Genomic DNA, 22,944 nt, shown 5'->3' on the forward strand with positions numbered 1-22,944 from the left:
CAATTGACAATTGACAGAGGACAGTGAAGGAGGATTTTTCTCCGCTAGACTAAGAAAAATCTTTAAATTTATAAGAAACTCCTGCTCTTTTGTTTCGCAGGAGTAAGCGACCATCTCAAAATCGCAGATTTTGGATGTCTGCTTAAGTTAGTGATGTTTTGCTTTAGCAAAACAAGCCTAAAAAAATAAATTAGTCTTCTGACGTAAGGAAGAAAACTCACCTTCTCTGTCAATTGTCCTCTATCAACTATCCTCTAAAAAATAATACAACCTATTATTTTTATATTATGAATTATACTAAGGAGTTATTACATTTATTTAAGTATCAAAAATAAATACTGAGCAAAAATATCTTATATAGAATTTATTTTTGAATTTTTAAAAGGTACTACATCTTTACTAATTACATTCTTTAAAACTTCTAGATCTATTTCTTCCCCTACAAAGGCTGCATTTGTTATACCCTTTACAAAAGTCTTTTGCATAACTTCATTTAATTTGTCTTTATTAATATTGTTTATTTTTTCTATTATATCTGTAGGTTTATTTATTCTATTCAAAAATAATGCTGATTTTCCATTGTTGAACATTCTACTGCTAGTACTTTCTAGTCCTAGAATATAACTACCTTTTAACTGTTCTTTTGCTTTAAGAAGCTTTTCATCACTTATACCATTCTTAATAAACTTATCCATTTCATCCTTTATCATGTATAATGCATCTGCCGCATACTGTGGATTTAAACTAGTATATATGCTTACAACACCGGTATTTCTAAAAGATGATATATATGAATAAATAGAATAACACAATCCCTTTTCTTCTCTTATCTTTTGGAACAATATAGAAGATGCTCCTCCTCCAAATACATTGCTCAAGAGAAGTAATGAATATAATTCATCTTTACCAGATTCAATACCTGGTATTCCTAAGCTTAAATGAAGCTGTTCTATAGTTTTCTTCCTATATAAGTGACTTGTTGAAATATTTGGTCTTGAATAATTAGTTACTTCTTTATTACTGCTGTTCCAGTTTCCAAAATATTTATCCACAAGCTTCTCTACAGCTTTTGCATCAAATTTTCCTGAAATAGATATAACAGAATTTTCAGGTATGTAGTAAGACGAAATATAATTAACTATTTGCTCTCTATCAAAAGATTTTACTGTTTCTGCTGTACCTAGTATAGGAAGCGATAAAGGATCATTGCCCCAAATTGCTGAGCTATGAAGATCCATTAGCACATCTTCTGGAGAATCTTCACTCATTTTTATTTCTTCAATTACTACACCTTTTTCTTTTTCAATATCTTCTGGTAAAAATTTACTATTAAAAAGCATATCTGATATTACATCTAAAGCAAGTTCTAGATGAGAATCTAATGCTTTAATATAAAAACAAGTAGCTTCTTTTCCTGTAAAAGCATTAATTTGTCCTCCAACATCCTCTATGCACTCTGCAATTTGCAATGCTGTTCTATTTTTTGTCCCTTTGAAAAACATATGTTCAATAAAATGAGATATCCCGTTATTATTTTTATCTTCATTTCTTGAGCCATTTTCTACCCATAAACCTACACTTACTGAATTAACATAATCAATATTTTCTAAAACTATTCTCAATCCGTTATCTAATTTAAATAAATTATACATCAGTGCCACCTCAAAAATTAATATTTGACTTCTGGAAATATAAGTAAATTCACCAATATTATACCACATGGCAGATAATTTTATAATAGAATAAAATAGTATATAAAAATAAAAAGGCACAATAATGCCCTTCTATTTTTATTCTTCTTCTGAAGCTTTTTCTTCTGAAGCTTTCTCTTCTGAATTTTTTTCTTCTGAGTCTTTTATAGCATCTTTTCTTGAAAGATTAATTCTACCTTGATTGTCAATTTCAGTTACCTTAACTAGTATCTCGTCTCCTAGAGAAACTATATCTTCCACTTTATTTACTCTCGCAAAATCAAGTTTTGATATATGAACTAAGCCTTCTTTTCCTGGAAGTATTTCAACAAATGCTCCGAAGTTAGCTATCTTAGTTACTTTACCAAGATATATTTCTCCAGCTTTAACTTCTCTAGTCAAATCATCTATTATTTTGAGAGCTCTCTTAGCACATACGCTATCATCGGACATTACAAATATTTTTCCATCTTCTTTTATATCAATTTTAACGCCTGTTTCAGCAATTATCTTATTTATAACTTTACCGCCAGCTCCTATTACATCTCTTATCTTATCAGGATCAATAGTCATAGTGTATGTTTTTGGAGCATACTTAGATAATTCTTCTCTTGGCTCTGAAATACACTCGTTCATCTTTCCTAATATGTGTAATCTAGCAACTCTTGCCTTATCTAAAGATTCTCTTATACATGTATTAGATAGACCATGAATTTTTGTATCAAATTGAATAGCAGTAATTCCAACTTCTGTTCCTGCCACTTTAAAATCCATGTCTCCAAAGAAGTCTTCTATACCTTGTATATCAGTTATAACTTCTTCTTTAGATAAGTCTTTACTAGTTATAAGTCCCATAGCTATTCCTGCTGCAGGTCTTTTTATTGGAACACCAGCATCAAGAAGCGCTAATGTACTTCCACATACGCTTGCTTGAGATGTTGATCCATTTGAACTCAACACTTCTGACACAAGTCTTATTGTGTATGGGAATTCATCTTCATTTGGAATAAGTGGTTCTAAAGCCTTTTCAGCTAATGCACCATGACCTATTTCTCTTCTTCCAGGTCCTCTTAGAGGTCTAACTTCTCCAACACTATATGATGGGAAGTTATAGTGATGCATATATCTTTTAAATTCTTCTGAACCAAGTCCATCAAGAATTTGAACATCTCCTAGTGCACCTAATGTTGCTACAGTCATTACTTGAGTCATTCCTCTTGTAAATAGTCCTGTACCATGAGTTCTTGGAAGTAATGCAACATCACAGCTTATAGGTCTTACTTCATTAAAATCTCTTCCATCAGGTCTTCTATGTTCATTTAATAACATATTTCTTACTATTTCTTTTTGCATTCCATAAATTGTATCCGCTATGTCTGAACCATTATCAGGATATTTTTCGCTAAATTGCTCATTAATCTTTACTTTTACAGCATCTATAGCTGCATTTCTTTCGTCTTTATCCATTATGTACATAGCTTCTTTTACCATATTAAAAGCAAAGTTTCTAACATCTTGTTCTATTGCTTCATCAACTTTATATAATTCAGGAATAACCTTTGTTTTTCCCATTTTCGCCATTACTTCTTCTTGGAATGCAACTATTTTTTTACATTCTTCAAATCCAAACATAATAGCATTATACATGTCATCTTCCGGTATCTCCTGACCTCCAGCTTCAACCATCATTACTCTTTCTTTAGTAGCACATACAGTTAGATTTAGAGTGCTTTTTTCTCTTTGAGCTAAAGTAGGATTTATAATAAATTCACCATCTACTAAACCTACAGATACCGTTGCTACTGGAGTAGTGAACGGAATACTTGAAATACATAAGGCTATTGATGCACCATTGACAGCTAGTATTTCCGGTAAGTTATCTTGTTCTACAGAAACTACAGTACATACTACTTGAACATCGTTTCTGTATCCTTTAGGAAATAACGGTCTTAAAGGTCTATCTATAGCTCTACCATGTAATATTGCTTTTTCAGAAGGTTTACCTTCTCTCTTTATAAAACCTCCTGGAATTTTACCTACAGCATATAGTCTCTCTTCATATTCTATACTTAAAGGGAAAAAGTCTATTCCTTCCCTTGGTTTATCTGAAGCATTGGCATTAATTAATACTACTGTATCTCCATAACTTACAAGTACAGCAGCATTTGATAGCATACCTACTTTACCGTATTCAACTTTTAACGTTCTTCCAGCAACAGTAGTCTCCATTATTTGACTCATAAATTAACCTCCCTTCACAGGTTTCAATATTATTATTATCATTATTTATCAACATTATTATACAACTTTAGTTATTAATTTTTAACATAAATAATTATTATGGTAACCCAATTTTACATTTTAATTCCATGTAAAATTTTTAAAATAATAGAGCGGTATTAGCCGCTCTAGAATTACTTTCTTAACTTTAACACTGCTATGATAGCACGGTATCTTTCAATATCTTGCTTCATTAAATAATTAAGAAGACCTCTTCTTTTACCAACCATCATTAAAAGACCTCTTCTTGAGTGATGGTCTTTCTTGTGTGTCTTTAAGTGATCATTTAGGTGATTTATTCTCTCAGTAAGTAGTGCTATTTGCACTTCTGGAGAACCAGTATCTCCTTCATGTCTTGCATGTTTTTGCATTATTTCTTCTTTAACTGCCTTATTCATGTGTATGCACCTCCAAAATTTAAAATCCCCTATAGTCCAAGAAAGCCGTCGGCAAGTCGAATTTCTTAGAATAAGGTTCACGAATGTTATTATAGCAAATAAAAATAATGTTGTAAATTAATTTTTAAAATTAATTTCTAATTTTTGCTTTCTTGCAAAAACCTTGTCTTTTTTTAATTGATCGATTAATTCCTGTAGGGAATTAAACTTTTTTTCATCTCTTATTCTATCGATATAGTATATTTTTATATTCTTATTATATATATCCTCATTAAAGTCCAATATATGGGTTTCAATGCTCAATTTATTATTATTTACTGTTGGGTTATAACCGATATTTGTAATTCCTCTAAATAAGTTCCTATTATACTCAACTATGGTATAATAGACTCCCCCTCTAGGGATTACAAATCTTTTATCATAATCTAGGTTACTAGTTGGAAAGCCCAGCTTTCTTCCTAATTGTTTTCCTTTTATAACAGCCCCTTGCATCATAAAAGGTCTTGTGAGCATTTTATTAACCTTCTTTATATCTCCTTCGTCACATATAATGCTTCTTATAATTGAACTGCTTACTATTTGGCTTTTAAATTTAACAGGTTCAACTATATTTAAGGAAAATCCAAGGATTTTGCTCATCTTCTTTAGTAACTCTACATCACCAAGATTTTTATATCCAAATCTATAATTAAAGCCAACAATTAAACCTTTAAGTCTATAGTGACTTACTAAGTTTATAATAAAATCCTCTGGATTTAACTTCATAAATTCTATGTTAAATCCTACCATATTTATTATATCCAAACCTTTACTTTCTAATACTTTTAATTTAGTATTATTATCCATAATAAGCTTTGGTGCTAATTCTGCATTAATAGTTGCTAATGGATGATCTTTAAAAGTAAAAACCATACTTTTAGCATTATTTTTTTTTGCTAACCTAATGGTTTTATCAATTAAACTCATATGTCCTATATGAAGTCCATCAAAGCTTCCTAGTGCAATATAAGTATCTTGTTGTAAATACTCTTTAAAATTATCTTCCATTACAATCATACTGTATTACCTCTGAACAAGTAGTTTAGCAATTTTAAATCCCATACTATTTTTTACACCTATTCCAATAAACTCATTATTTTTTAAATATACTCTATATAATCTATCATTTTCTATATCATTTAGTAGCGATTTGTCTTTTATAGTCACTCCATTAAATACAAGTTTTTCGTATTTTTCATCTAAATGTATCTCTGGATATTCACTAAGAGCTTTGTCCATTGGAATTAAATACTCTAATATATTATCACTATTTAAGTGTTCCAGTTCTACGGAGTCTAAGATATTAAAGGCTCCTGTTTGAACTCTTTGAAGATTCCACATGGCTCCACCGCATTTTAGCTTTTCACCAATATCATAGCAAAGACTTCTAATATAAGTGCCTTTAGAGCATTTTACATTAAATGTTACAGTAGGAACTTTTATATCTAGTATATCTATATTATATATATTGATTCTCCTTGCTTTTCTTTCAACTTCAATACCCTGTCTTGCAAGGGAATATAATCTCTGTCCATTTACCTTTAAAGCAGAATACATAGGAGGAATCTGGTCTATTTCTCCTATGAAACTTTTTATTGCCTCTTCAACTTCTTCTTTAGATAAGGTAACATCTTCGTTTTTTAAAACTTTACCTTCTCTATCATAAGTATCTGTTACAACACCAAGTCTTAACTCTACTTTATATATTTTATAATCATTCATTATATAATCAACAAGCTTTGTGGCACGACCTATGCATATTGGTAATACCCCTGAAGCCTCAGGATCTAATGTTCCTGTATGGCCTACTTTCTTGGTCTTAGCTATTGCCTTTACCTTTCTTACTACATCAAATGAGGTCATGCCTGTAGGTTTATTTATATTTAATATTCCATCCATTTATATCAACTCTTTTTCTAGTTCCTTAATTATTATTGCCTTAGCTTCTTCTACCGTTTTATTTTCCATAGAAAGACCTGAAGCCTTTATATGGCCGCCTCCACCAAACTTTTCTGCAATTTTTCGCACATCAACAGCATTCTTCGATCTTAAGCTCATCTTTACACCGACCTTTGTTTCTTTTATCAACACAGCAACTTCAACAGAGTCTACCTGCATGCCGAAGGTTATAATATCAGACGTATCTGTGTTATTATCAATACCTAGTTCTAACAGCATATCATTAGTTAATGACATAACACATATTTTACTTCCTATAAGCTCCATTTTATCAATAGCTTTTCCATACAGTTTTATTCTTTCAAATTTTTTATTGTCAAAAATAATTCTATGAATTTCGCTAAAATCGATTCCAGTGTTAATAAGATCACCTGCTATTGTATGGGTTACAGATGTAGTCCCGGAGTACTTAAATGACCCTGTATCCGTAATTAATGACGTATAAAGACACTTAGCCATATCTTGGTCTATGTCTATTCCCATAATACGAAGCATTTGATATATTATTTCAGACATAGCTGATGCATTAGTATCTACATAGTTTAAATCACCATAAAGTTCATTTGACATATGGTGATCTATGTTTATCAAAGTATAATTTCTATCTTCAAAGTTTATATGAGCATTAATTCTTTTTACATCGCCGCAATCTAAAACTATGACACATTCAGTGCCAGGAACTACCTCATACCTTTTTCCATCAACAGCCTCTGAACAAGGTAAAAAACTAAAATCTTTAGGTATATCTTCTTTGGAAAGTATATATACCTCTTTGCCTATTTTACGCAGTCCCTGCATCAAAGCTAATGACGTTCCTAAAGAATCGCCATCAGGAGAAATGTGGAAAGTAATAGCTATTCTATTACTTTCCTTTATCTTTTCCAGGATTTTATTCATTATCATGATGCTCTTTCTCCTTTATTTTCTCTAATAAAGCATCAATATGCATACCTTGTTCTATAGTGTTATCTAATTCAATAATTATTTCTGGTGTATATCTTAAGTTTATTCTATGACCTATTTCTCTTCTAATAAAACCTGAGGAACTTTTCAATGCTTCTAAAGTGCTTTTTTTAGAATCATCATTACCAAATAAACTAACATAAACCTTAGCATATCTTAAGTCTTTTGTTACATCAACCTTTGTTACACTTATCATTGCAGTAAGTCTTGGATCTTTTATGTCATTTTGAATTATACTACTTATTTCTTTTTTCATTTCCTCATTTATTCTATTGCCTCTATATTTAGCCATACAATTCACCTCATTTTTGTGCAGCTACTAACAGTCAAGTTATAGCTTAATTCTCAATTACAATTAAAATTATAGTTCTTTCTTTTTAATTTCTTCCATAGTATAAGCTTCTATTATATCTCCATCTTTTATATCATTGAATTTTTCAACAGAAAGACCACATTCATAACCTGCTGCAACTTCTTTTGCGTCATCTTTAAATCTCTTTAAAGATGCAAGTTGTGATTCAAATATAACTATACTATCTCTTATAACTCTTATACTGCTATTTCTTGTTAATTTTCCATCAAGTACATAACATCCTGCTATAGTTCCAACATTGGATATTTTGTATGTCTGTCTTATCTCCGCTTTACCAAGAATTACTTCTTTATAATCTGGTTCAAGCATTCCCACCATAGCAGCCTTAATATCATCTATTGCATTATATATAACTCTATAACTCTTCACATCAACAGATTCTTTTTCTGCTACTACAACAGCATTATCATTTGGTCTTACATTAAATCCTATAATTATAGCATTAGATGCAGATGCAAGAGTAACGTCTGCTTCTGTTATAGCTCCAACAGCTCCATGTATAACTCTAACCTTAACCTCATCAGTAGATAACTTTTGAAGTGATTGTCTTACAGCTTCTACAGAACCTTGAACATCCGCTTTAACAATTATATTTAACTCTTTTACTTTTCCCTCTTTAATTTGGCTATATAAGTCTTCAAGAGAAACTTTATGTGTTGATTGTAAGTACTCAGCTCTTACCTTTTCTTTTCTCTTTTCAGCCATATCCCTAGCAGTTTTTTCATCTTTTACTTCATAGAATCTATCACCTGCAGCAGGTACTTCTGATAGTCCAAGTATTTCAACTGGTATTGATGGTCCGGCAGACTTAATTTTCTTTCCTTTATCATCAAACATTGCCCTAATTCTTCCATATGTAGTTCCTACAATTATAGAATCACCTACATGTAAAGTACCATTTTGAACAAGTAATGTAGCAACTGGTCCTCTGCCTTTATCAAGCTTAGCTTCTACTACTGTTCCTCTAGCATTTCTATTAGCATTTGCTTTTAATTCTTGCATTTCAGCAGTTAATAGAACCATCTCAAGTAATGTATCTATTCCTTCTTTAGTATGAGCTGATACAGGTACAGTGATTATATCTCCACCCCAGTCTTCAGCTAACAATCCATGCTCAGTTAACTCTTGCTTAACTCTATCTGGGTTAGCTCCTGGTCTATCCATTTTATTTATAGCTACTACCATTGGAACATTTGCTGCCTTACAGTGGTTTATAGCTTCTACAGTCTGAGGCATTATTCCATCATCTGCAGCTACAACTAAAATAACTATATCAGTAATTTGGGCTCCTCTAGCTCTCATAGCTGTAAAGGCTTCGTGACCTGGAGTATCAAGGAAAGTAAGCTTTTCATCATTTATAGTTACAGTATAAGCACCTATGTGCTGAGTAATTCCACCTGCTTCTGTTTCAGTTACTTTAGCTTTTCTTATAGCATCTAATAATGATGTTTTACCATGGTCAACATGACCCATAACAGTTATAACAGGAGGTCTTTTTTCTAAGTTAGTATCTTCTTCTTCATCTTCATCTATCTGCTCTACAGCTTCTTTATCAATATCTCTTTCTTTTTTAACTACAATAGCATTAAATTTTTCTCCTAATTTTTCAGCAGTTTCAAAGTCAATTTCTTGATTTATAGCCGCCATTACTCCCATAAATATTAGCTGCTTTATAACTTCTATTGAAGATGCATTTAACTTCTCTGATAACTCTTTTACAGTAATTGTATCATCTATTTCAATTACTTTCTCATCACTATCTTCATTTTCTGTGTAATTACCTTGATCGTCCCTACCTTTGATTTTACCTTTATTTTTCTTGCGATTTTTTGTTTTATTATCTTCAACTAACTCTTCATATTTTTCTACTATATCTTCGCCAGAATTAGTTTCCTCTTTCCTTCTTTCTGCTAAAAGTTCTTTTATTAATTCCGCATCTTCTTCCTCTATCACACTCATGTGATTCTTTACTTCTATGCTAAATTCGTCTAGCAGAATACTAATTAAATCTTTGCTTGATATTTCTAATTCTTTGGATAATTCATAAATTCTTACTTTTGACATAGCATTCACCCCCGACACTAAATTTTTTCGATGTCTTTATATATACTAATTAACCGTTCGCTCATTTTTAAATCTGTAACGCCTAGGATTTTTATTTCTTCCTTTCCCAAAGCGCTTCCTAATTCGTCCTTATCGTATCCCTTTAAAACAGGTGTTTTATATTTTTCACCATACTTTAGGAATTTATCTGCTGTATTGTCAGATGCATCAGAAGATAGTATTATTAAATACACTTTATTCCTTTTTATTGCATCCTCACATTTATTATACCCTTCTAAAAGCTTTCCTGCACGTTTCGTTAAGCCTAAAAATTGGAGAAATTTATCTTTCATGCTGTATTTCATCTCTCAATCTTACATAAATTTCTTCATCTATTTGAGCCTCTAAATTTTTCTGCAATCTTTTTGCTTTGAAGGCTTTCTCCAAGCATTCGATATTTCTGCATACATAGGCTCCTCTTCCATTTTTCTTACCAGTCAAATCTACTGAAATGTCTCCATCAGTATCTTTAACAACCCTTATAAGTTCTTTCTTAGGCTTCATTTCCATGCATCCAGTGCACATTCTTTGTGGTACTTTTTTTTGCTTCATACAAAAACCACCTCACCTAAAATTAAATATTGCTTTATTTATTATTCATCTACAAACTGGTCGTCATCTTCATTTATAGTTTCCTTAAAATTAACTCCAGCTTGTGATTTACTTTTAATATCAATTTTCCAACTAGTAAGTTTTGCTGCTAATCTAACATTCTGTCCTTCTTTACCAATAGCTAAGGATAACTGGTTATCATCCACTATTACCTGAGCAAATTTATTATCCTCATCTAGTGTTACATCTAAGACTTTTGCTGGACTTAATGCATTTGCAATATATTCTTCCGGTAACTTACTCCATTTTATGATATCAATTTTTTCATTTTTAAGCTCATTTACAATATTTTGCACTCTTATGCCTTTAGGCCCTACACATGCTCCCATTGGATCTACATTTTCATCATTTGAAAACACTGATATTTTTGTTCTTGATCCAGCTTCTCTTGCAATAGCTCTGATTTCAACTGTACCATCAAATATTTCAGGTACTTCAAGCTCAAACAGTCTTTTTATTAGACCTGGATGTGTTCTTGAAATAACAATTTGCGGACCTTTTGTTGTACTCTTAACTTCAACAATATATAATTTTAACTTATCATTGAAGTTATATTTCTCACCTGGCATTTGCTCATTAGGTCCCAGCACTGCCTCTGTCTTGCCTAAATCAACTAGTACGTTATTTTTATCTTTTCTAATAACAGCACCTGTGATAATATCGTCTTCTTTTTCTGCAAATTCACTATAGATAATTCTTCTTTCTTCTTCCTTTATTCTTTGAATAACAACTTGTTTTGCTGCTTGCGCTGCTACTCTTCCAAACTTTTTAGGAGTTACTTCAATACTTACTATATCCTCAATATTATAGTTAGGATCTATTTCCTTTGCTTCTTCTAAACTTATTTCATTTACTTCGTCATAAACTTCATCCACAACTTTTTTCTGAGAATAAACATGAATTTCTCCATTTTCTCTGTTCATTGTCACTTTAACATTTTGGTTATTTCCGCCTAAATTAGCGTAATTTTTCTTATATGCGGCAACTAATGCATCTTCTATAGTTGTAAACAACAAATCTTCACTTATACCTTTTTCTTTAACTATTTCTTTTAAGGCTTCTATAAATTCCTGGTTCATTTCCTAAAAATACCCTCCCTTAAAGTTCGCATCTGAGACTTACACTTGAAATCTTATCTCTTGGAATAGAAAGATCTTCATCTTGGTATTTTATCTTTAGTTCCTGAGAGTTAAATCCTAAAAGCTCACCTTCAAATTTTTTCTTTCCATTTAATAATCCAGATATCTTTACTAAAACATTACTTCCAATATATCTTCCTAAATGTTTATCTGTATGTAAAACCCTTTCCATTCCTGGTGATGAAACTTCTAGATAATATGCCTCAGCTATAGGATCCTCTACATCTAGCATATCACTTACAGCTCTACTTACTTTTTCACAGTCTTCTAGTGATATTCCACCATCTTCTTTTTCTATATATATTCTCAGATAATTTTCTTGACCTTCTTTTACATATTCTAAATGATAAAGTTCATAATTCAACTCTTCTACTATTGGTCTAATTAGTTCTATAAGTTTATCTATTAAAGCATTTTTATTCATTTCAATCCCTCCTTACCTATATATTCTGCAATTTACAATAAAAAATGACTTTTTATAAAAAAATTGCATAAAATATTACGCTAATTTAAAAACGCAACATAAGCTGCGTTTTTTAAAAATAGAAAGAGCGGGTCAGTACCCACTCTTTACAACAGTTAACATAGTTCTGTAGATTTGCTAACTCCATTCTAACATACTACATTAATTATTTCAAGGAAAAGTTAAAAAATGGCTTAAGTCTAAAAAATTTATTACTCTTCTTAAAATATTTAATGCGAATAATTTAATTACATATTCTTTATTTGCTCTATCAATTCGTCAACTAATTCTTCTTCCTTAACTTTTTTAACTATCTTACCTTTTTTAAAAATAAGCCCTTCACCATTTCCTCCAGCTATTCCTATATCAGCTTCTCTTGCTTCTCCTGGACCATTCACTACACACCCCATTACTGCAACCTTTAAATTTTTATTATAATTTATAAGTCTTCTTTCCACTTCTTCTGCTATATTAATTAAATCTATTTGTGTTCTTCCGCAAGTAGGACATGATATAAACTCTATTCCTTCATTTAAATATCCAAGAGATTTTAAAATTTCTCTGCCAACTTTTATCTCCTCCACGGGATCCCCCGTTAGGGATATTCTTATAGTATCTCCTATTCCTTCACTTAGCAACGCACCTATTCCCACACTTGATTTAATTGTTCCTCTCCATATTGTACCAGCCTCTGTAACTCCTAAATGAAGAGGATAATCTACAACTTTTGAGATCATTCTGTAGCTATCTATCATTTGCATAACATTTGAAGACTTAATAGATATGACTATATTATCATAATTTACGTTTTCTAGTATTCTAACATGTTCTAACGCACTCTCTACTAAAGCTTCCGGGCACACTTTGCCATACTTATCTAATATCTCTTTTTTTAAAGAACCTGAATTCACGCCTATTCTTATTGGTACATTCTTATCTTTAGCTGCTTTAGCTACTTCTTTTACCTTATCTATACTTCCTATATTACCTGGATTAATTCTAAGTGCTGATACACCATTTTCAATAGATGTCAGAGCTAATCTGTAATCAAAATGAATATCTGCAACTAGTGGAATATTTATATTATTTACTATTTCTTTTATTGCATTACCGGCTTCCATGTCAGGAACAGCACATCTTATTATATCACAACCCGCTTCTTGAAGCTTATATATCTGTGCAATAGTTTCCTTTACATTTCTTGTATCTGTATTAGTCATAGACTGTACTGCTATTTTTGAATCTCCACCAATATGTATATTTCCAACCTTTATCTTTTTAGTTTTTACTCTTTTCACTTATTTCATCTCCCTAAAAAAATTGGAAATTGGGAATTAAAAATCGAATTACACAATTTCTAATTCCCAATTATTTATCTTATATTTATTATGAATTAAAATTTAATAGGATACAATATATCTTTGATGGTTACCAGTACCATCAAAGTCATCAGAATAGCAAATCCTACATAATTTATCAAGCCTACCTTATTCTCATCAACCTTTTTACCTGTGATTATTTCAAATAAAAATAATAGTATATATCCTCCATCTAAAGCCGGAAAAGGTATAATATTAAATATAGCTAATTGTATGCTTATATATGCTGCAAAAGCCATTAGACTTAATACTCCAGCCTTAGCTGCTGCCCCTGAAACTTTAATTATTGTCAGTGGTCCACCTACATCATTCATAGATGCATTACCTTTAAATAATGTTTTAAAGAAACTAAATGTTTGTTTTACTAATGAGTTAGTCTCTATAAATCCATAGGTTACGGATTGTGTAACTGTAGGTTTCTCAACTGTAGTCGGATATATACCAACTATGTATCTATTTTCATTAGGATCTTTAACTGGCGCAACTTTTACAGTTTTTGTTTCGCTGCCGCGCATATATGTTATATCAATTGGTGTACCATTAGCTATATACACTCCTGTTACAAAATCCTCCCAGGTTAAGACCTTAGATCCATTTACTTTTACTATTTTGTCTCCAGCTTTAATCCCCATCACATCTGCTGGCTGATTTGGCACCACCTTACTTACTTCTGGAGATAAATAACCTCTTAAACCTGCAATAGATGCAAATAAAACTATTCCAAGTATAAAGTTCATTATAGGACCTGCAATTACAATACTCAACTTTTGTAAGGGTCTTTTGTTGTTAAAAGCTCTAGGGTCTGTGCTTTCCCCTTCATCTCCTAACATTTTTACGTATCCACCTATTGGTAATAGTTTTATTGAGTATGTTGTTTCCTTTCCTTTTACCCCAAAAAGCTTTGGTCCCATTCCTATAGCAAACTCTTCTACTTTTACTCCATTTAATTTTGCTAATGTAAAATGGCCTAATTCATGAATTATAATTAATACTCCAAAGGCTATGATAGCCATTATAATATACAAACGTTATTCCTCCCAACCAAACTAAAATTAATTCTATTTACCAAAATTTTCGTTAACATAGCGTTTTACTTTACTATCTAGTTGTAATATATCTTCTAAAGTATAGTTTTGTTGTATAGTAAACTTATCCATACACATCTCTAATATATTGCCTATTTGTAAAAATTTAATTCTTTTATTTAGAAACAAATCTACTGCACATTCATTTGCTGCATTTAATATTGCCGGCATTGTACCTCCAGCCTTACCTGCTTCGTATGCAAGCTTTAATGGTTTAAATGTATCCATATCTGGTTTTTCAAAAGTTAAAGCTCCCATTTTGTAAAAATCTAATTTTTCCACAACAGCGTTTTTTCTTTCAGGATAATTAAGTGCATATTGTATAGGAAGTTTCATATCTGTGCTTCCCATCTGAGCTATTACACTTCCATCAATATATTCTACCATAGAATGTATTACACTTTCAGGATGAACTACAACTTCAATCTGATCATAATCTATATCAAATAGCCAATGAGCTTCTATTACTTCAAGACCTTTATTCATTAAAGTGGCAGAATCTATAGATATTTTTTTTCCCATATTCCATCTTGGGTGCTTTAAAGCTTCATCTACCGTAACTTCAGATAGTTCATACTCTTTTTTTCCTCTAAAGGGTCCTCCTGACGCTGTGAGTAAGATTTTGTTTACTGAAGATTTTTCATTTCCTTGAAGGCATTGGAATATAGCTCCATGTTCTGAATCTACAGGAAGTATTTTAACACCGTGTTTTTTAGCTTCTGACATAACAAGCTTTCCACCTGTAACTAGTGTTTCTTTATTTGCTAAAGCTATATCTTTTCCTGACCTAATTGCAGTAATTGTAGGCACTAACCCTACCATTCCAACTACAGAGGTTACCACTATGTCTACCTCTGACAAACTTGCTATTGTATTTAGTCCCTCCATACCAAAGAGTATTTTTGTGTTTTTGCCTATATTAGTGCAATACTCTTTAACTTCTCTATAAGCTTTTTCTTCTGTTAATACAACATAAGGCGGATTGAATTCATTGATTATATCTATGACTTTTTCCCAGTTGCTGTTTGCAGAGATAGCAGTAAGTTGGAATCTATCCTTTTCTTTTCTTATGACATCAAGTGTTTGGGTTCCTATAGAACCTGTGGCACCAAGTATTGAAACTTTTCTCATTTGAACATCTCCTAATTCTGATTAGGCATCTGAAATAAAATAACAATCCAAAATAGGCTAACATACTAATTAATTATTTTTTAAAGATGCCTCAAGCTTTAGTGTCTTAAATTTTCCTATATAACAATTACATATAATAGAACTTAAATCCAAAAATTTAATACTATATAAAGAGATAATATAATAAATAGTAGATGGACTTCAAGTCTATAGTTCATAAACTTTGTGTTAACAATTTCTCTCTATATAATATCTCCTAATTTTTTTCTTATAACAAAAACCCTATACTTAGATATAAATTCTATAGCAAGATTAACTATAACATATTTATCTTCCAAAATAAAGTAAGCAGTTATATTGCCTATAGAATATGAAAATAAGCTATAGGTATCTGCTTATTTTCCAGAAGATATGCTGTCAACAAATACTATGCTAATTAAATTATTAGCTTTATTATTAAATAAATTATTATTGAATAACAAATTATAAATAGGAGAACATAGAAACATCATTATAACTATAAAGAAAAAAAGTTTAAAATAGTGCCTTATTATTATAGTAAAAATTATACATATAATCAATATAATTAAATTATAACTAATTTTTTTGTAATTTAAATTTACAACACTCCTTAATATTATTGCTTTATAGTATTATATTCAGCACTATACTTATATATTAATTGCAGTTTCATTATAAAAGAAAGAGAGGTGAGTTCATTGACTTAAACAAACTATAAGTCAATGATTATATAATTGAATGATAACATAGAAATAGTAAAACAATTACTAGACAAAGGTTATTCTGATGTGCAGATTTGTGGTGAAGTTGGTCTAGATTGGGAAGAGTTTTGGAATATTATTGAGTATATAAATGATATTGAATAGAATTATAAAAAGGAGCAATGAAAAGGCTCCTTTAGATATATCTATTGATTTTGTGAAAGATTTTGAGCTTCAGCTACGTCTTGCTGTATTTTCTGCACCGGATCTGCAAAAGCATTATACCATTGTTTATTTACTGCCATATCCGATAGTTTAAAATGCTCATTGACACTATTAGTTAACTCACAACTAAGAATCTGTCTCAATTGAGGATTTGTAGCTTCAACAGCTGCTTTAGCTAATATTCTAATTCTAGTTTTTGATGAAGTGAGCATATCCATAGCTATATCCTTATCATTAAGATTAGTCCCACTATCAGAGGTATCATCTACTCCAAATAGATCATCTAACCACGACATATCATTTCACCTCCCACATAAATTATTTTTCTCAGTAAATACTTAAATATCCATGGGAATAAAGTGAAACTATAAAAAGACCCAAAAGCAATATTAATAAAGCTTTCAAGTCTTATTATGAGTCTAAATATTAAATTCCTACAATAAAAGTTATGTAATAGTATACAACAACAGAGGCAAATAGTATACTGTCAAATCTATCTAGTATACCTCCGTGACCTGGAATTAGATTACTGTAGTCTTTAACGCCAATATACCTTTTTATAGATGACGCAGTAAGGTCACCAAATTGGCAGAACACTCCACAAATAGCTCCTATTAAAAAGAAGTGATAAAGAGGTATAGAAACTCCATTAGAATTAATCACATACCCAAATACTCCACAAGCTATAGTGCTTCCAAGCATTCCTCCTATAGATCCTTCTACAGTTTTTTTGGGACTTACTCTAGGGCATAATTTTCTCTTTCCAAAGGCTTTTCCTGTATAATAAGCTGTAGTATCACAAAGCCATGACGATATAAATATTAACCAAACTAAATAATTCCCATAATTCTTATTATTAACCAAAACAATAAAACTAAAGAACACAGCCACATATAAAAACGCTAATATTGTAATGGATATATCAATAAAATTATATTCAGTATCTAATACAGGGATACACATAATTATAAAAATAGCAATTATTAAAAGAAAAAAAGTCATTCTATAATCAATAGTTTTATTTAGCGTTATATAGTAAACTATACATAGTAAATATCCCGCCACAGTTATTGGCTGAATATTTTTAGATTTTACCACTTTGTAGAATTCATACATTCCTAATAGAGACAAAATCATAATACCATATTTTAGGTATATACCACCTAAAAATAGAAATATAATAAAAGGTGCAAGAATTAATGCTCCTATATATCTATTATTCATCTAACCATCTCCTAGCAATAATTTTACTTCACGCCTCCAAATCTTCTATCTCTATTTTGGAAATCATAAATCGCTTTATGCAAATGTTCCTTTTTAAAGTCAGGCCACTTTATATTAGAATACCAAAACTCAGAATAAGCACACTGCCAAAGTAAGAAGTTGCTAAGTCTTTGTTCCCCACTTGGTCTTATTATTATGTCTGGATCTGGCATTCCTTTTGTATCCAAATGACTTGCTATAGTATTTTCATCTATATCTTCTTCTATTTTTCCATCTTTAATTTCTTCATATATTTTTTTAACAGCACGAAGAATTTCGTCTCTTCCACCATAGTTTAGTGCTAAGTTCAAAGTTAAGCCTGTATTATTTTTTGTATTCTCGTAGGCATTTGTTAGTTCCTGCTGGCAAACTTGTGGAAGTTTTAATATATCTCCTATATGATTTATGATAACATTATTTTCATCTAATTCCTTAAATTCATTTCTTAAGTATTGAACTAATAAATTCATAAGAGCATTTACTTCTTCATTGGACCTTTTCCAATTCTCCGTTGAAAATGCATATAATGTTAAGTATTTTATACCCAAACTGCTGCATTCTTTTACAATTTCCCTTATGGCTTCAACTCCTGCTTTATGTCCCATAGTTCTTGGAAGCATTCTTTCCTTCGCCCATCTTCCATTGCCATCCATTATTATAGCAATATGCTGTGGCATATTCTCTAAGTCTATATGTATATCTTCACCGGCAGCTTTATTCTTCTTTTTTAAACCGAAAAAATTTAACATATGTACTCTCCATTCATAATTTATATTAAAGCCTTCATTTGTTAATAAAAACCTGCGAATTCGCAGGTTTAAAATTCAAAATTATATTGACATAATTTCCTTCTCTTTAACTTCAACCATTTTATCTATTTCTTTGATGAAGTTATCTGTTTTCTTTTGAATATCATCTTCAGCTTTTTTTATTTCGTCTTCAGATACTTCGCTTTCCTTCTTTAAAGCCTTTATTTTTTCATTACAATCTCTTCTTATTCCTCTTATGGCAACCTTTGAATCTTCACCAAGCTTTTTTACATTTTTAACTATATTTTTTCTTGTTTCTTCAGTAAGCTCTGGAATAATAAGTCTTATAACTTCTCCATCATTTGAAGGGTTAATTCCAAGATCTGACTTTAATATAGCTTTTTCAATAGCTTTTATTGAACTTCTATCCCAAGGTTGAATTGCAAGTATTCTTGATTCAGGAACAGATATGTTCGCTAATTGATTTAATGGTGTCATTGCTCCATAGTATTCAGCCTCTATTCTATCTAGCATTGCTGGAGTGGCTCTTCCTGCCTTCATTGAAGCTAATTCATTCTTTAGCACTGATATAGTCTTATTCATTCTTTCATCCGCTGACTTTAAAATGTCTTTAATCATTGAAAATATACCTCCTTATAAATTTATTTTTACTGCTTGGAAACTAAAGTTCCAATGGACTCACCTAATACCGCTTTTTTTATGTTTTCTGGATTATCTAAGCCAAATACTAAAATAGGTATGTTATTATCCATACATAATGATGTTGCTGTGGAATCCATAACTTGAAGCCCTTTTTCTAGTACTTCAATATAATTTAACTTGTCAAATTTCTTAGCATCACTATATTTGTGAGGATCCCTATCATAAACTCCATCAACTTTCTTAGCAAGAAGTATAACTTCAGCTTCAATTTCAGCAGCTCTTAATGCCGCTGCTGTGTCTGTTGAAAAGTAAGGGTTTCCAGTGCCTGCTCCAAATATTACAACTCTATTTTTCTCCAAGTGTCTCATTGCTCTTCTTCTAATAAAAGGTTCTGCTACTTCTTTCATTTCTATAGCAGTTTGGACTCTTGTATTAACTCCAATGTTTTCAAGAGAATCTTGAAGCGCTAAAGCGTTTATACATGTAGCCATCATACCCATATAGTCTGCAGTAGTTCTATCCATTTCTTCTCCACTTCTGCCTCTCCATATGTTTCCACCGCCAACTACAGCACCTACTTCTACACCCATATCTACTAATTCTTTTATCTGTACTGCTATCTCTTTAGTAACATCAAAGTCTATACCATACCCCTTTTCTCCTGCTAGAGCCTCTCCTGATAGCTTTAACATAACTCTCTTGTATTTAGCATTATACATATATTATACCTCCAAATTGTCATAAATTACATATATTAAGGTTTATACCTTAAAAAAAGAGAACACGCAGTGTCCTCTTTTCAGTTACTATTTACCTTGCATCTGCTTTTGAACTTCTTCAGCAAAGTTTTCTTCTTTCTTTTCGATTCCTTCGCCTTTTTCAAATCTTATATAAGCAGCTACTGTTATTGGTGCTCCAACTTCTTTTGATTTTTCCTGAAGGTATTTCTCAATAGTTAAATCTGGATTCTTAACCCAAACCTGTTCAACTAAACAGTTTTCTTTATAGTATTTTTGAACTCTTCCTATAACCATTTTTTCAACTATCTTTTCAGGCTTTCCTTCATTTAAAGCTTGAACTCTGTAGATTTCTTTTTCTTTTTCAAGCGATTCGTTATCTACAGCATCTCTGTTTAAGAATAGAGGGTTAGTTGCAGCAACTTGCATAGCTACATCTTTAGCAACCTCTTTTAAAACTGAGCTTTCTTTTTCACATTCAACTTTAACAAGAACACCTATTCTTCCGCCGCCGTGAATATAACTTTCGATTACTCCATTTTCAACAGCTAATTTTTCAAATCTTCTAACTGCCATGTTTTCACCTAATTTTGCAATTAGTGCAGTTACAGCATCTTTAATTGTTATATTTTCATCTGCTATGTACTTTTCTTCAATTAATTCTTCTACAGTTGTAGCTTTTGAATTTGAAGCTTGCTTTGCAACATTATCAGCTAATTCTACAAAAGCTTCATTAGCTGCAACGAAGTCTGTTTCACAGTTAACTTCTACTATTGAAGCAACTTTTCCATTTTCAGAAATGTATGTTTTAACTAATCCTTCTGCTGCTACTCTTCCAGCCTTTTTAGCCGCAGCTGCTAAACCTTTTTCTCTTAATATTTCTACAGCTTTTTCTGAATCTCCATTAGATTCATTTAAAGCTTTTTTGCAGTCCATCATGCCTGCCCCAGTTCTTTCTCTTAATTCTTTTACCATCTGTGCAGTAATCATAGTAAATTCCTCCTATTCAAACTTAATTTAAAAGGTAAATGAAGAAATATCTTCATCTACCCTAATTAAATTATTCAGCTAATTGTTCGCCTTGTCTTCCTTCAATTATAGCATCAGCAATTTTAGCTGTTATTAATTTTACAGCTCTTATTGCATCATCATTTCCAGGTATAACGTAATCAACTTCATCTGGGTCACAGTTAGTGTCAACTATAGCTACTACTGGAATTCCAAGAATTTTAGCTTCTGATATAGCATTTTTTTCTTTTCTTGGGTCAACAACAAATAATGCTCCAATGTTGTTTGAGTCCATTTCTTTAATTCCGCCTAAGTTCTTTTCTAATTTTTCTTTTTCATTCTTAAGCTTTATAACTTCTTTCTTTGGAAGAACTTCAAAAGTTCCATCTGCTTCCATAGCTTCTAATTCTTCTAATTTTTTTATTCTTGCTTTGATTGTTGTAAAGTTTGTTAGCATTCCACCTAACCATCTATTGTTAACGAAGTGCATTCCTGATCTTACTGATTCTTCTCCAATAGCTTCTTGAGCTTGTTTCTTAGTTCCTACGAAAAGTACATCTTTTCCTTCTTCTGAAACTGATCTCACAAAATCATAAGCTTCTTCAACTTTTTTAACAGTTTTTTGTAAATCGATTATGTAGATTCCGTTTCTTTCTGTGAAGATATAAGGAGCCATTTTAGGGTTCCATCTTCTTGTTTGATGTCCGAAATGAACACCTGCTTCTAATAATTGTTTCATTGAAATAACTGACATAATATTTTTCCCTCCTAGGTTTTCCCTCCACTACCGTCATATCTATAAAATACCTTATTCGGCACCATTTTATAAATTGGGTAGTGTGTGTATTTTTCTACCTTTTGTAGTATATCATATGAATTAATGCTATTCAACAACATTTTTAAATTTATATAAATAAATTTAAAAATATTTTATGTATAAAATTTATGATATTAAACTCTAATGATTATTATCATCTAAATTTTACAAATTTATACTATGAACAAAAATAATTTACCTTCAATGTTCTATTTAAACCACATTTTTATCCGATGACTACTCACTCTAATACTCTTATATAATTCAAGTTTCACTTTCATAACTTTAAATAAAAATGGAGAATTAGATAATTCTCCATTCACACTACTTTATTTTCTTTAATTCATCAAGTAACTTTTCATTAAGTATTCTTATATGAGTACCTTTCATACCTAATGATCTTGATTCGATAACTCCAGCACTTTCGAATTTTCTTAGCGCATTTACAATTACTGATCTTGTAATACCAACTTTATCCGCTATTTTAGATGCTACAAGTAATCCCTCGGTTCCATCTAATTCATTAAATATATGTTCTACAGCTTCTAATTCTGAATAAGAAAGAGTACCTATTGCAAGTTGTACAACAGCTTTTTTTCTAGCATCTTCCTCTATTTCATCATGCTTAGCTCTTAATATCTCAAGTCCAATAATCGTAGCACTATATTCTGATAATACTAAATCCTCATCTGTAAATTGCTCATCGAATCTAGCAATTAATAAAGTTCCTAATCTTTCTCTATTACCAATAATCGGAACAATTGTAGTTAACTTATTCTCTATACCACATGATTTGTCTTCATCGAATACACAATCACCTTGATTTGTTAAATTTGAAAGAGTCTCATGAATATTTAATAGCTTATTATTATAATTCTCTGGGAATCTCATCTCATTTAAAACTTTATCTTTAACTGTGTCACATTCAAATCCTGAAGAAAGATTGAAACCTAATATCTTTCCTCTTCTGCTTATTATATAAACATTACAGTTTAGTACCTCGCTTAATAATTTACATATATCATCAAAAACTACTGGTTCAGTTCCTGTCTTCTGCAGTATCTTATTTAACATTCTTGTTTTATTTAATAACGATGACATTTGCACTCCTCCTTAATATTATCTTTTATATAAACAACCTAAAT

At 31.0% G+C, this 22,944-nt stretch carries 24 protein-coding genes; 1 reads left to right on the forward strand and 23 read right to left on the reverse strand.

Features of this window, described 5'->3' with window-relative positions:
* Positions 1-353: 353 nt before the first annotated feature.
* From ACZ5N4_RS19590 to ACZ5N4_RS19660, 15 genes are all read right to left on the reverse strand, one after another.
* Positions 354-1,652, reverse strand: a complete 1,299-nt coding sequence (locus ACZ5N4_RS19590; RefSeq protein WP_464204196.1) for a M16 family metallopeptidase — start codon at positions 1,650-1,652, stop codon at positions 354-356.
* Between the two features lie 138 nt (positions 1,653-1,790).
* The gene (locus tag ACZ5N4_RS19595; RefSeq protein WP_464204197.1) at positions 1,791-3,932 is read right to left on the reverse strand and encodes a polyribonucleotide nucleotidyltransferase; all 2,142 of its coding nucleotides are present in this window, start codon (positions 3,930-3,932) and stop codon (positions 1,791-1,793) included.
* A 173-nt stretch (positions 3,933-4,105) separates the two neighbouring features.
* On the reverse strand, positions 4,106-4,369 hold the full coding sequence (rpsO, locus tag ACZ5N4_RS19600) for a 30S ribosomal protein S15 (RefSeq protein WP_308039296.1): 264 nt from the start codon (positions 4,367-4,369) through the stop codon (positions 4,106-4,108).
* A gap of 117 nt (positions 4,370-4,486) precedes the next feature.
* Entirely contained in the window at positions 4,487-5,425 is a 939-nt protein-coding gene (locus ACZ5N4_RS19605; protein ID WP_464204198.1) for a bifunctional riboflavin kinase/FAD synthetase, read from the reverse strand.
* A 6-nt stretch (positions 5,426-5,431) separates the two neighbouring features.
* Positions 5,432-6,307: a tRNA pseudouridine(55) synthase TruB gene (truB, locus tag ACZ5N4_RS19610; RefSeq protein ID WP_464204199.1), complete on the reverse strand. Its 876-nt coding sequence runs from the start codon at positions 6,305-6,307 to the stop codon at positions 5,432-5,434.
* Complete coding sequence (locus tag ACZ5N4_RS19615; protein ID WP_464204200.1) at positions 6,308-7,270, reverse strand: DHH family phosphoesterase; 963 nt, start codon at positions 7,268-7,270, stop codon at positions 6,308-6,310.
* The gene (rbfA, locus tag ACZ5N4_RS19620) at positions 7,257-7,622 is read right to left on the reverse strand and encodes a 30S ribosome-binding factor RbfA (protein WP_464204201.1); all 366 of its coding nucleotides are present in this window, start codon (positions 7,620-7,622) and stop codon (positions 7,257-7,259) included. The genes ACZ5N4_RS19615 and rbfA overlap by 14 nt, the downstream gene beginning before the upstream one ends.
* Positions 7,623-7,691: 69 nt before the next feature.
* Positions 7,692-9,767, reverse strand: a complete 2,076-nt coding sequence (gene infB / locus ACZ5N4_RS19625; protein WP_464204202.1) for a translation initiation factor IF-2 — start codon at positions 9,765-9,767, stop codon at positions 7,692-7,694.
* A gap of 17 nt (positions 9,768-9,784) precedes the next feature.
* Complete coding sequence (locus ACZ5N4_RS19630) at positions 9,785-10,099, reverse strand: ribosomal L7Ae/L30e/S12e/Gadd45 family protein (RefSeq protein WP_464204203.1); 315 nt, start codon at positions 10,097-10,099, stop codon at positions 9,785-9,787.
* Complete coding sequence (rnpM, locus tag ACZ5N4_RS19635; protein ID WP_178910794.1) at positions 10,089-10,358, reverse strand: RNase P modulator RnpM; 270 nt, start codon at positions 10,356-10,358, stop codon at positions 10,089-10,091. The genes ACZ5N4_RS19630 and rnpM overlap by 11 nt, the downstream gene beginning before the upstream one ends.
* A gap of 41 nt (positions 10,359-10,399) precedes the next feature.
* The gene (gene nusA / locus ACZ5N4_RS19640; RefSeq protein ID WP_464204204.1) at positions 10,400-11,497 is read right to left on the reverse strand and encodes a transcription termination factor NusA; all 1,098 of its coding nucleotides are present in this window, start codon (positions 11,495-11,497) and stop codon (positions 10,400-10,402) included.
* Between the two features lie 19 nt (positions 11,498-11,516).
* Complete coding sequence (gene rimP / locus ACZ5N4_RS19645) at positions 11,517-11,981, reverse strand: ribosome maturation factor RimP (RefSeq protein ID WP_308039303.1); 465 nt, start codon at positions 11,979-11,981, stop codon at positions 11,517-11,519.
* Positions 11,982-12,268: 287 nt separating this feature from the next.
* The gene (ispG, locus tag ACZ5N4_RS19650; protein WP_464204205.1) at positions 12,269-13,318 is read right to left on the reverse strand and encodes a flavodoxin-dependent (E)-4-hydroxy-3-methylbut-2-enyl-diphosphate synthase; all 1,050 of its coding nucleotides are present in this window, start codon (positions 13,316-13,318) and stop codon (positions 12,269-12,271) included.
* A gap of 95 nt (positions 13,319-13,413) precedes the next feature.
* Positions 13,414-14,424, reverse strand: coding sequence for an RIP metalloprotease RseP (gene rseP / locus ACZ5N4_RS19655; RefSeq protein WP_464204206.1), 1,011 nt, complete (start codon positions 14,422-14,424; stop codon positions 13,414-13,416).
* A 33-nt stretch (positions 14,425-14,457) separates the two neighbouring features.
* Complete coding sequence (locus ACZ5N4_RS19660; protein WP_464204207.1) at positions 14,458-15,615, reverse strand: 1-deoxy-D-xylulose-5-phosphate reductoisomerase; 1,158 nt, start codon at positions 15,613-15,615, stop codon at positions 14,458-14,460.
* Positions 15,616-16,370: 755 nt separating this feature from the next.
* Between ACZ5N4_RS19660 and ACZ5N4_RS19665 the strand changes: the two genes are divergently transcribed.
* Positions 16,371-16,502 carry a hypothetical protein gene (locus tag ACZ5N4_RS19665; RefSeq protein ID WP_464204208.1) on the forward strand — a complete coding sequence of 44 codons (132 nt, stop codon included), beginning with the start codon at positions 16,371-16,373 and terminating at the stop codon, positions 16,500-16,502.
* Between the two features lie 41 nt (positions 16,503-16,543).
* Here the strand turns inward: ACZ5N4_RS19665 and ACZ5N4_RS19670 are convergent, their stop codons facing one another.
* The 8 genes from ACZ5N4_RS19670 to codY all read right to left on the reverse strand — a co-directional run bounded on the left by ACZ5N4_RS19670 (position 16,544) and on the right by codY (position 22,900).
* On the reverse strand, positions 16,544-16,858 hold the full coding sequence (locus ACZ5N4_RS19670; RefSeq protein WP_464204209.1) for a spore coat protein: 315 nt from the start codon (positions 16,856-16,858) through the stop codon (positions 16,544-16,546).
* Between the two features lie 130 nt (positions 16,859-16,988).
* On the reverse strand, positions 16,989-17,786 hold the full coding sequence (locus ACZ5N4_RS19675; RefSeq protein ID WP_464204210.1) for a phosphatidate cytidylyltransferase: 798 nt from the start codon (positions 17,784-17,786) through the stop codon (positions 16,989-16,991).
* A 23-nt stretch (positions 17,787-17,809) separates the two neighbouring features.
* The gene (locus tag ACZ5N4_RS19680; RefSeq protein ID WP_464204211.1) at positions 17,810-18,574 is read right to left on the reverse strand and encodes an isoprenyl transferase; all 765 of its coding nucleotides are present in this window, start codon (positions 18,572-18,574) and stop codon (positions 17,810-17,812) included.
* Positions 18,575-18,655: 81 nt separating this feature from the next.
* Positions 18,656-19,213, reverse strand: a complete 558-nt coding sequence (gene frr / locus ACZ5N4_RS19685) for a ribosome recycling factor (protein WP_211144375.1) — start codon at positions 19,211-19,213, stop codon at positions 18,656-18,658.
* A 29-nt stretch (positions 19,214-19,242) separates the two neighbouring features.
* Positions 19,243-19,956 carry a UMP kinase gene (pyrH, locus tag ACZ5N4_RS19690; protein WP_308039313.1) on the reverse strand — a complete coding sequence of 238 codons (714 nt, stop codon included), beginning with the start codon at positions 19,954-19,956 and terminating at the stop codon, positions 19,243-19,245.
* 87 nt (positions 19,957-20,043) lie between these two features.
* Positions 20,044-20,964 carry a translation elongation factor Ts gene (gene tsf / locus ACZ5N4_RS19695; RefSeq protein WP_464204212.1) on the reverse strand — a complete coding sequence of 307 codons (921 nt, stop codon included), beginning with the start codon at positions 20,962-20,964 and terminating at the stop codon, positions 20,044-20,046.
* Between the two features lie 70 nt (positions 20,965-21,034).
* A complete protein-coding gene (gene rpsB, locus ACZ5N4_RS19700) occupies positions 21,035-21,736 on the reverse strand; it encodes a 30S ribosomal protein S2 (RefSeq protein ID WP_464204213.1) in 702 nt (233 codons plus the stop codon).
* A 387-nt stretch (positions 21,737-22,123) separates the two neighbouring features.
* Positions 22,124-22,900, reverse strand: coding sequence for a GTP-sensing pleiotropic transcriptional regulator CodY (gene codY / locus ACZ5N4_RS19705; RefSeq protein ID WP_464204214.1), 777 nt, complete (start codon positions 22,898-22,900; stop codon positions 22,124-22,126).
* Between the last annotated feature and the right edge of the window lie 44 nt (positions 22,901-22,944).

The organism is Clostridium nitrophenolicum, from assembly GCF_055391695.1.

Coding starts and splice junctions, on each gene's coding strand:
- ACZ5N4_RS19590 (WP_464204196.1), bottom strand. CDS start 1,652: ATGTATAATTTATTTAAATTAGATAACGGATTGAGAATAGTTTTAGAA.
- ACZ5N4_RS19595 (WP_464204197.1), bottom strand. CDS start 3,932: ATGAGTCAAATAATGGAGACTACTGTTGCTGGAAGAACGTTAAAAGTT.
- rpsO (WP_308039296.1), bottom strand. CDS start 4,369: ATGAATAAGGCAGTTAAAGAAGAAATAATGCAAAAACATGCAAGACAT.
- ACZ5N4_RS19605 (WP_464204198.1), bottom strand. CDS start 5,425: ATGATTGTAATGGAAGATAATTTTAAAGAGTATTTACAACAAGATACT.
- truB (WP_464204199.1), bottom strand. CDS start 6,307: ATGGATGGAATATTAAATATAAATAAACCTACAGGCATGACCTCATTT.
- ACZ5N4_RS19615 (WP_464204200.1), bottom strand. CDS start 7,270: ATGATAATGAATAAAATCCTGGAAAAGATAAAGGAAAGTAATAGAATA.
- rbfA (WP_464204201.1), bottom strand. CDS start 7,622: ATGGCTAAATATAGAGGCAATAGAATAAATGAGGAAATGAAAAAAGAA.
- infB (WP_464204202.1), bottom strand. CDS start 9,767: ATGTCAAAAGTAAGAATTTATGAATTATCCAAAGAATTAGAAATATCA.
- ACZ5N4_RS19630 (WP_464204203.1), bottom strand. CDS start 10,099: ATGAAAGATAAATTTCTCCAATTTTTAGGCTTAACGAAACGTGCAGGA.
- rnpM (WP_178910794.1), bottom strand. CDS start 10,358: ATGAAGCAAAAAAAAGTACCACAAAGAATGTGCACTGGATGCATGGAA.
- nusA (WP_464204204.1), bottom strand. CDS start 11,497: ATGAACCAGGAATTTATAGAAGCCTTAAAAGAAATAGTTAAAGAAAAA.
- rimP (WP_308039303.1), bottom strand. CDS start 11,981: ATGAATAAAAATGCTTTAATAGATAAACTTATAGAACTAATTAGACCA.
- ACZ5N4_RS19660 (WP_464204207.1), bottom strand. CDS start 15,615: ATGAGAAAAGTTTCAATACTTGGTGCCACAGGTTCTATAGGAACCCAA.
- ACZ5N4_RS19670 (WP_464204209.1), bottom strand. CDS start 16,858: ATGTCGTGGTTAGATGATCTATTTGGAGTAGATGATACCTCTGATAGT.
- ACZ5N4_RS19675 (WP_464204210.1), bottom strand. CDS start 17,786: ATGAATAATAGATATATAGGAGCATTAATTCTTGCACCTTTTATTATA.
- ACZ5N4_RS19680 (WP_464204211.1), bottom strand. CDS start 18,574: ATGTTAAATTTTTTCGGTTTAAAAAAGAAGAATAAAGCTGCCGGTGAA.
- frr (WP_211144375.1), bottom strand. CDS start 19,213: ATGATTAAAGACATTTTAAAGTCAGCGGATGAAAGAATGAATAAGACT.
- pyrH (WP_308039313.1), bottom strand. CDS start 19,956: ATGTATAATGCTAAATACAAGAGAGTTATGTTAAAGCTATCAGGAGAG.
- tsf (WP_464204212.1), bottom strand. CDS start 20,964: ATGATTACTGCACAGATGGTAAAAGAATTAAGAGAAAGAACTGGGGCA.
- rpsB (WP_464204213.1), bottom strand. CDS start 21,736: ATGTCAGTTATTTCAATGAAACAATTATTAGAAGCAGGTGTTCATTTC.
- codY (WP_464204214.1), bottom strand. CDS start 22,900: ATGTCATCGTTATTAAATAAAACAAGAATGTTAAATAAGATACTGCAG.